This is a genomic window from Candidatus Thermoplasmatota archaeon (assembly GCA_029907305.1).
GTDB lineage: Archaea > Thermoplasmatota > E2 > DHVEG-1 > DHVEG-1 > JARYMC01.
In genome coordinates this window covers 1-8,086 of record JARYMC010000070.1, presented here as the reverse complement: position 1 = coordinate 8,086, position 8,086 = coordinate 1, and the positions used below count along the sequence as shown (strand labels likewise).

The 8,086-nt window shown below is 35.9% G+C and carries 8 protein-coding genes; 3 read left to right on the top strand and 5 right to left on the bottom strand.

Features of this window, described 5'->3' with window-relative positions; genetic code table 11:
- From QHH19_05800 to QHH19_05790, 3 genes are all read right to left on the bottom strand, one after another.
- Positions 1 to 363: asparagine synthase-related protein (locus tag QHH19_05800; protein ID MDH7517840.1), on the bottom strand; the 363-nt coding region annotated here is incomplete at its 3' end.
- Between the two features lie 787 nt (positions 364 to 1,150).
- A complete protein-coding gene (locus QHH19_05795; protein ID MDH7517839.1) occupies positions 1,151 to 2,083 on the bottom strand; it encodes a hypothetical protein in 933 nt (310 codons plus the stop codon).
- A gap of 41 nt (positions 2,084 to 2,124) precedes the next feature.
- A complete protein-coding gene (locus tag QHH19_05790; GenBank protein MDH7517838.1) occupies positions 2,125 to 3,144 on the bottom strand; it encodes a deoxyhypusine synthase in 1,020 nt (339 codons plus the stop codon).
- Between the two features lie 249 nt (positions 3,145 to 3,393).
- On the opposite strand from QHH19_05790, the gene QHH19_05785 reads away from it, so the two are divergent.
- Both QHH19_05785 and QHH19_05780 read left to right on the top strand, forming a co-directional pair.
- The gene (locus tag QHH19_05785) at positions 3,394 to 3,534 is read left to right on the top strand and encodes a hypothetical protein (protein MDH7517837.1); all 141 of its coding nucleotides are present in this window, start codon (positions 3,394 to 3,396) and stop codon (positions 3,532 to 3,534) included.
- Positions 3,535 to 3,604: 70 nt separating this feature from the next.
- Positions 3,605 to 3,865 carry a hypothetical protein gene (locus tag QHH19_05780; GenBank protein MDH7517836.1) on the top strand — a complete coding sequence of 87 codons (261 nt, stop codon included), beginning with the start codon at positions 3,605 to 3,607 and terminating at the stop codon, positions 3,863 to 3,865.
- Between the two features lie 26 nt (positions 3,866 to 3,891).
- On the opposite strand, the gene QHH19_05775 is transcribed toward QHH19_05780, so the two are convergent.
- The gene (locus QHH19_05775) at positions 3,892 to 4,602 is read right to left on the bottom strand and encodes a radical SAM protein (GenBank protein ID MDH7517835.1); all 711 of its coding nucleotides are present in this window, start codon (positions 4,600 to 4,602) and stop codon (positions 3,892 to 3,894) included.
- Positions 4,603 to 4,715: 113 nt separating this feature from the next.
- Here QHH19_05775 and QHH19_05770 point away from each other — a divergent pair, with 113 nt between their 5' ends.
- The gene (locus tag QHH19_05770) at positions 4,716 to 6,959 is read left to right on the top strand and encodes a C25 family cysteine peptidase (GenBank protein ID MDH7517834.1); all 2,244 of its coding nucleotides are present in this window, start codon (positions 4,716 to 4,718) and stop codon (positions 6,957 to 6,959) included.
- A 109-nt stretch (positions 6,960 to 7,068) separates the two neighbouring features.
- Here QHH19_05770 and QHH19_05765 read toward each other — a convergent pair whose 3' ends face one another.
- Complete coding sequence (locus tag QHH19_05765) at positions 7,069 to 7,608, bottom strand: hypothetical protein (GenBank protein MDH7517833.1); 540 nt, start codon at positions 7,606 to 7,608, stop codon at positions 7,069 to 7,071.
- Positions 7,609 to 8,086: the final 478 nt, after the last annotated feature.

The following is an 8,086-nucleotide window of genomic DNA, read 5'->3' as shown; positions in this document are numbered from 1 at the left end:
AGCTGCTTTTATTCCAGGCCTATAGTCTTTCGTATCATCAGCGTTTTCTCCATCAAGCACATAATTTATGTCATTTTTATCCGCTATTTTTTTGATTTTTGTGAACAACTCTTTTTTACAATAATAACACCTGTTTGGAGTGTTTTTTGAAAACTTTTTGTTCTTGATTTCATCAGACCCTATGATTATATGTTTCACTCCGATATTTTTTGCAAATTTCTTTGCATTAGTTAACTCCTGTTTTGGGTATGTAGATGAAGTAGCAGTAACCGCTAGCACTTTGTCTCCTAATACATCATATGCGATTTTTAACAAAAAACTGCTATCAACCCCACCAGAATAAGCTACAGCGACACTGTTCATGTCTTTTAGAATTTCTTTGAGTTTTCTTAACTTCCAGCTAAGTTTGTTTTTCACAAGTTTAAAAGAAAATATAGAGCCTATATAATGGTTATCAGATGGTTTTTATCCCGGGTTTATTATCCTTAATATATTGGTGATGATTAGAGATGCTATTGAAATTAATTAGAGAGAGTGTAGGCTATTAATAATTATATGTCTTAGTATCGGGAACGCGTGCGGGAATCGGTCAAGCAGTCTTAGAATAAATTGGTGGTTATATGTTCTTGGCATAGTAACTGATAATGGTCTGACCAAACTGATTCCAGGCCTTTTACATCCTTAGCTTTGACTTTTATAGTATATCTGTTCTTTGTATTCCATGTGTGACTGTCTGAGAATGATACATCTGATGGTAGGTATGGACCTCACATCGTTGTTTCATCGCTCCAGTCTATGTAATATGATATTATGTCTTCATTTGGATCTGTTGAGGTGAACGTATATGTATATTTGGTTCCTACTTTTCCTTTCGTTGGACCTTTTATGTTTGGTGTTGATGGGGGTTGGTTGTAACCGATTTTTATTAAGCAGAAATCTGAGTATGTGGTGAATTTTGTTCCTGTTATTATAAAGCCAAAGCCTCATCTGTTGTCTCATCTGAGCATTCGCCGAAATCGAATCCTGTTCCTCCCAGGATTTTCTCCCATTGTTTGTTACTATTGGAATCTGTTTTTATTAAGACAAACCCAAAAATAAAAATCTCTCTCTTTCACACTCTGCTAATTAATCATAAAAAAAGAATGTTTTTTTATTTAGCGGCCGTTACTAGCTCATTATTAGTTGTTTCCTCAACAGTTTTCTTATTTTTTTCTTTTTTTGCTACGTAACCGATACCTATATTTGTTAACTCAACTGTATCATATGATACGTATTGAACCATCTCCATACTTGAAAGCTTACGTATCATCCTGTTTAACTCCTCTTTGGTTATTCTTAATATATTTGAGGCTGTTTCTGCGTTCATATCTCTCTCAAACATAAGCCTTAGTAATTCGTATTCTTTTTCATATATCCTTGCTTCTCTCTCAAGTTGACGTGGGTCGATATCCCGGTAAGTAGATAACCTTTCAACATAGTTTTGTATTACCGCATCTAGGTTAATCCGGTCTAAAACCTTTCCCTCTTTATCATATATAGTGCAGTACAGACTACCTGGCTCGTGTTTCCAATGTGAAACATCACCCCAGCTGTAGCCTATTAAGCTCTCAGGTTTTTTACCTGGTCTAGCCCCAGCTGCTCCTTCTGTTATAGCCTTTTTCCTCTCACGCCGGTTATAAGCATAATGTTGCTCTATCTGTATCTGATCGAGATCAACAAAATAATCCTGGATAATTTTTGATACGTCATCTCCAGCATATTTTTTTAACTCTGTTATAAAAAACAAACCAGCCTCCGCATTTATATCGTTGTACACCACTCTTATAATTGATTCAATTGATTTACCTATCAACTCCGGGCTAATTGAGTCTATCTCAGGCGAGACTCTTATATTAAGACCACCTTCTGATAAAACACTTGGTTGTATAGTGACATATTTCAAAAAATCATATTTCCTTTCAAGAGCTCTCAGAGTTGAGCCGAGTGCTTCCTCAGCTAACTTCGCTGAAGTCCTCCTACTAGAAACACTGTAAATAGCTTTAAGCACGATTTCAAATAAAACCGAGTTTTTAACTTGTTTCATATTCTCCTATCTACCCAAAGATGGTAATCACAAATTTTGTTTTATAATGTTTTGTTTAACTCCATCTTTTTCCTATTTTTCCAGCTCCCTTTATGATAAGCATAACTTACCACAAGCGGGAAGGTAAGCGTCGCCTCTGAGAACACCATCTGCTCATAACCAGTGTCAACCTTTCCCCAAGAGTTCGCCTCTTTTAGTGTAGAACCTGAAAGACCACCATCCCTCTCATCTGCTACTGTTAATTGAATCGCATATTTATGCATAGGTGCATTAACGCCGAGAACATCAGCAGCTACTACTGTGTCTTGTACAAAATTCTTTGGTACACCACCACCAACCATAAACAAACCTGTTTGTTTCGCCTGAATTTTAAGCTGGGTTAGTTCCCTGAAATCTTTAACTGAATCAATAGAGACATGTTTTTCTTTTCTTTCGTTCTGATGGAAAACCAAACCAAAACCTGCGCTGGAATCTGAAAAAGCTGGGCAGAAAATCGGTAACTCGTGCTTGTATGCTTCTAAAACAAAGGAATCAGGGTTTTTACCATTCTTATCCAAGTATTTTCCCATCTCATAAATGAACTCTCTTGAGGAGTAAGCACCAGGTTTCATATCATCAGCGATTTTTTTCACAGTCATATCACAAACACGTAGATCATCCTCATCTATGTAAGTATCATATATCCTGTCTATGTGCATCTTCTGAAGTTTGCTGTCATCAACATGTATCTCTCCGCGGTAATGGTAGAAACCAAGCCCTTCGAAGAAATCCTGGTCAACAATAATCGCACCAGTTGAAACAATAACATCAACCATGTTATAGCGGATCATATCCACAATAACTTTTTTCAAACCAGCGCTAACAAGCGAACCTGCCAAACACAGGATAATAGTACAATCTTTATCATTGAGCATGGTATCATATATTTTACAAGCATTTGCCAGGTTTCTAGACTGGAATGACATACGATCAAAAGCCTCAATCAACGGAACCGCGTTGAACGTCTTTATATCAATATGTTCTATTCTCTGTGAAAGTAGTCGTTTTTTCTCATCCTTCATTTCATATTTCATTTGCATAGCCTACACGGCATATACATCTATAGTTTTTCTTTTTTTCTACTGTGATTCATAAATAGGTTAATAAGAAAATAAGATATTACAAATAAAAGGGTGGCATATGACTAGTAATATCCCAATATGGTTTTTTTGATTATTTTTGGGTTGTTTTTATCGGTATTATCATCATTGCAATAGTTCGCTCTTTTCAGACGTTTCTTGAAATTAAAGTATATTTTTGAGGGACAGGCAATGAAAAGAAAAGGGAGAGTTCAATGGAATTTTAGAAGCCCTACCCTAAATTTCCCCTACAGAGACAAAAATGTTACAGTGACTGTTTACCCTGGTAGCAAATATCAATCAGCATATACTCGTATTTTTTTCTACCATTAATAATCCCAATAATCATGTAATTAAAATCTACGGGGAATCATGGGCATCTGAGATAGGTAAGAAACTAGGTATGCAGGATATACAGATTGGTAGCAACGAATTTGATGATAAATACATGATAAAAGGTGATGACGAAATTTTTGTCACAAGGCTTTTAACATGGACTGTGCAAAATAAACTATTGGAGTTAAGAAAACACCGCCCAACTGTCACACTTAAATTTAACGAATTCAAAATAAATATACCAAGGATCCTAAGAAATGATAAAGACTATGATCTTCTAATAGATACAATGCTCGCATTTTTAGATGGATTTATTGAATCCACATAAAAAAAATTTTTATGGTAAATGTTGTTTTATGCCCATTCAAAATAAACAAGCATACCTTCTTTTTCTAGCCTCTGACGCACCTGCGGGTAAAGAGTTATTTCCTCCTCCTCAACCATAATTTCACCTAAACCCATATCTTTCAGTTTCTGAAACAATAACTGCCTATCCTTTCTCGTGGACACAAGTGCTATGTTGAAACTTATTTCTTCGTCTCGCAGATTCTCAAGTGATCTGATTTGGTATTCAAACCCTTTTTTATCTGCCCCTGTAAACCAAGAAAACTCTTGTTCATCACATCCTTTTAGACATACACGGACATGGATGTTTTTAAAGTTTGATAGATCCTCTACATATGTTTTATCTTCACCTAATAAAATACCATTTGTTTCGAGAATAAAAATTAATTTTTTTGGGATATTTCTTAATAAAGAGAGCAGGTGGTCTCTACCAATAGTTGGTTCACCACCTGATACCCGTACTTGAGTAAATTTTCTGTGTTCAGCTATTTCTAATAACTTTTTTGCTACTTGTTCAGGTGAATAAAAATTTCCTGTTTTCTCTGTGTTCCAAACACTGTTGCCAGACCAGCAGAACTTGCATCTCAGGTTACACCCAACTGTGTCAGCGGTAGCTATGCCGCCATAGAAACCAGTTGCGCGGAAACGGTAATATTTTTTATCTTTTCCTTTTACGACCATGTTTTCTGTTTTCTTTGATAAATCAAGTGGGTTGTACATATTTTCAGTTCATTTTTTTATGAAAAAGAAACATATTATTTTTTTAGTATGATGAAGGCTAGCTTTTATTAATATGTTGCTGTATTAGTAAAAATATTGAAGAGGGAGTTTAGATGAAAAGAGGTATCTCTTTGTTTAGGAAGATCTGGCGGCCTAGTAGCACAGTTTTTTTGTTGTTAGTTGTTTTATTAATGTCTCTGTTTCCTCTGGCACAGAGTTATCAATCACAGTCTTGGTCGCAGGTTATTCTCGCTTACAATTTTGAGTGCCCAACGGTTGAAACTGTTAATATTGAAGGTTCTTCTTATGATAAAATCTTTTTAGACGGTTGTTTTACTGCTAGTAACCCTGGTGAACCAAATATTCCATCAAAAGGAGTTTTTATTCTTTTGCCACCGAAATCAAAGGCGAGTAATATAAAAGTTGTTACTGGCGAAAAACATTTGCTTGGAACAGGTTTTAATGTTGATCCAATAGGTCAGCCTATTCCTATAACTCAGTCATTGTTTATTCAAAAAATCGTTGCAAATGATTTGGTTTACCAGTCGAATTTGTTATTCCCTGGTAGACTTTACACGGAGGTTGGTACATATAATTTCCGTGGTTATGCGATTCTTGTTTTGTTGTTGCATCCAGTCCAGTATAACCCAGTAACTGGTGAGCTGTATTATTATGATAACATGCAAGTTACAGTTGATACGAGTTGTGATGATCAGGCAAATATTTTATTCCGTGGTTTTGAGCGTGACATGCTTGATGTGATGAAAAAAGTGGATAACCCAGGGTTTGCTGTACAATATCTAAATCAGCTTACGCCTTTGCACACGTGTTATGATAATTATGATATGTTGATTCTTACTACAGATGTGCTTAAAAATGGTTTTGAGCCTCTGAGGCAGGCTCATGAAGCAAAAGGTTTACATACTGTTGTTAAAACATTAACAGATGTTGGCAGCTCTGACCCAGAGGCTATTAGAAGTTACATTAGGGATGCTTATTATAATTGGGGTATAGATTATGTTTTGTTAGGAGGGGATTATAATATAGTTCCAGCAAGAACTCTATGGGTTTATGGTCTCGATGAAGAAACAGATCCTTACGAAACATACATGCCATCTGATTTATATTACGCGTGTCTAGATGGACCATACAACTATGATGGTGACAATAAATGGGGAGAACCAACTGATGGAGAAAATGGTGGCGATGTTGATCTAATTGCAGAAGTTTACGTTGGTCGTGCATGTGTTGATAACCTGGCAGATGTTAACAATTTTGTAACAAAAACAATAACATACATTAATAAAGATCCAGATGATGAATATCTAAAAAAGGTTTGTTTAGCAGCAGAATACCTTGGTAACTATGGAATTGCAAGTTATGGTGGTACTTACATGGACCAATTAATAAACACCTGCACCGATGATGGATATACAACAATTGGTATACCTGATGATGAATATAATATTACCAAATTATATGATTCACCAAGTTATAAATGGGGTTATTCAGAAATAATGTCCATTATAAACAATGGTGTGCACATAATCAACCATCTCGGCCACTCATGGTATGATTACAATATGAGGATGTACCTTTACGATGTTAGCTACCTTACAAACAATAACCCATGTTTCATATATTCCCAGGGATGCATGGCAGGTGGATTTGATGACCCACAGGGATATGACTGCATAGCTGAACAGTTTACCATAAAAACCGTTCATGGTGCGTTTGCAGGTATATGGAACGCTCGCTATGGGTTCTTTTGGTCATACAGCACTGATGGGGACTCACAGAGATTCCACCGACAATTCTGGGACGCAGTATTCGGCGAAAATATACCAGAAATAGGTAAAGCAAACCATGATTCAAAAGAAGACAATCTCCCAATTATTGGTAGATCATGTATACGCTGGGTCTACTATGAGACAAACCTGTTTGGCGACCCAGCCCTATGTTTCTATGAAAATGAAACACCACCACCAAACAATCCGCCAAATAAACCAACAAAACCATCTGGTCCAAACTCTGGGCAGCCTGGTGTACAATACATGTATACAACAAGCACGACTGACCCAGATGGTGACCAGATTTACTACATGTGGGATTGGGGAGATGGCAACAATTCAGGTTGGCTAGGCCCATATGCATCTGGTGATATAGCCAACGCAAACCACACCTGGGCCCAGAAAGGTAGCTACCAAATAAAAGTGAAGGCAAAAGACATATATGGTGCTGAAAGCGAATGGTCAGACCCCTTAGGGGTCGCTATGCCAGTCAATCAACCAAACAACCAACAAAACCAGCAACTACTTCAAATAATCAAAACTATAAAACTAAAACAACCCAGCTAAAAACATAACTATAACTACAACAAAATACGCCAGCAGAAACAAACCATAAAAAAATTTGTACAAAAAGGTTTTATGTGTGGTTCGAAAAGTAAAACACCTGTTTTTCTCCTTAATATCTACAGATTATTGTACCCTCGCTGTTTCGTATAATATAGTTCTCGTTATCCTCGTCGAAATCAACAGTCAGATACGACCCATCAGTGTTAAAAATTATACCTGTCTCTGCATCAAATGATACCTCATTGAAAAACTTGTTAACCACGAAATAATCCCTCCAATCCCTCACCATACCTGCGCAAGTCCTGTATTCTCTTCTCTGATAGGATTTATTAGCTGGATCATTTGCCCTCCAATTCCACAATATAAGCAAAAACTCTAGTTCCTCTATAGTTAAAATTTTACAGATCTTGTCAAGCCAATACCTTAGTTTACTACCTTTTGCATTCCTATGTGTAATCCCGTTTCCATTATCATCCTCTATAAAGTTATTCCATTTTATCTGCTTTAGATGTTTTTCTTTATGTCGCTTTTGATCCTGTTGTTTTTTACGTTTTTTACTGCAGGCTCTGCATCTAATAGCATTATGATGTAGGTTGGATATATTTTTTCCACAGTCTATGCAAGTCCTAATGTTTTCCTTCTTTGGCATTTTTCTTCCCTGTTTTACTCGCTCTCTACAATAATTAATATTACTTGTTCTCCTTTATTACTTTTTGTACAATCAAACTAGAAAAACAATGTATTTTTTCAAAGTTTGATAAGTAGCTTTAAAAATACATGAAATCTTAATAATTGGGCTTATTTAGAAACTGATCGATATATTGTTCAGCATATGCTAGTTTTTCATATGTTTGCTGATTAGAATATTTATTTTCATTAAGATAAGATAATCTTTGTTCATTCATATTTTCTGTTGGTGCGTCTGCTTTCTTGTATCTAATTATATTAACAGTTTTTGTTTTCTTTATTGAGGGCGGTGTTTTTTATCCCTTTAGCACCTGCATGAACATAAGGCTTCATCCAATTCAATAATTCCTTCGATTGTGATTTTACAAGCATGATATGACGCATGTTCATGAACCCTATGAACAAAATCAAGAACTGAGTCATAATACTGTTTGATTTCA

Excerpts from the sequence above, each read along its gene's own strand:
- QHH19_05795 (MDH7517839.1), bottom strand. The coding sequence starts at position 2,083 with ATGAAACAAGTTAAAAACTCGGTTTTATTTGAAATCGTGCTTAAAGCT.
- QHH19_05790 (MDH7517838.1), bottom strand. The coding sequence starts at position 3,144 with ATGAAGGATGAGAAAAAACGACTACTTTCACAGAGAATAGAACATATT.
- QHH19_05785 (MDH7517837.1), top strand. The coding sequence starts at position 3,394 with ATGAAAAGAAAAGGGAGAGTTCAATGGAATTTTAGAAGCCCTACCCTA.
- QHH19_05780 (MDH7517836.1), top strand. The coding sequence starts at position 3,605 with ATGCAGGATATACAGATTGGTAGCAACGAATTTGATGATAAATACATG.
- QHH19_05775 (MDH7517835.1), bottom strand. The coding sequence starts at position 4,602 with ATGTACAACCCACTTGATTTATCAAAGAAAACAGAAAACATGGTCGTA.
- QHH19_05770 (MDH7517834.1), top strand. The coding sequence starts at position 4,716 with ATGAAAAGAGGTATCTCTTTGTTTAGGAAGATCTGGCGGCCTAGTAGC.
- QHH19_05765 (MDH7517833.1), bottom strand. The coding sequence starts at position 7,608 with ATGCCAAAGAAGGAAAACATTAGGACTTGCATAGACTGTGGAAAAAAT.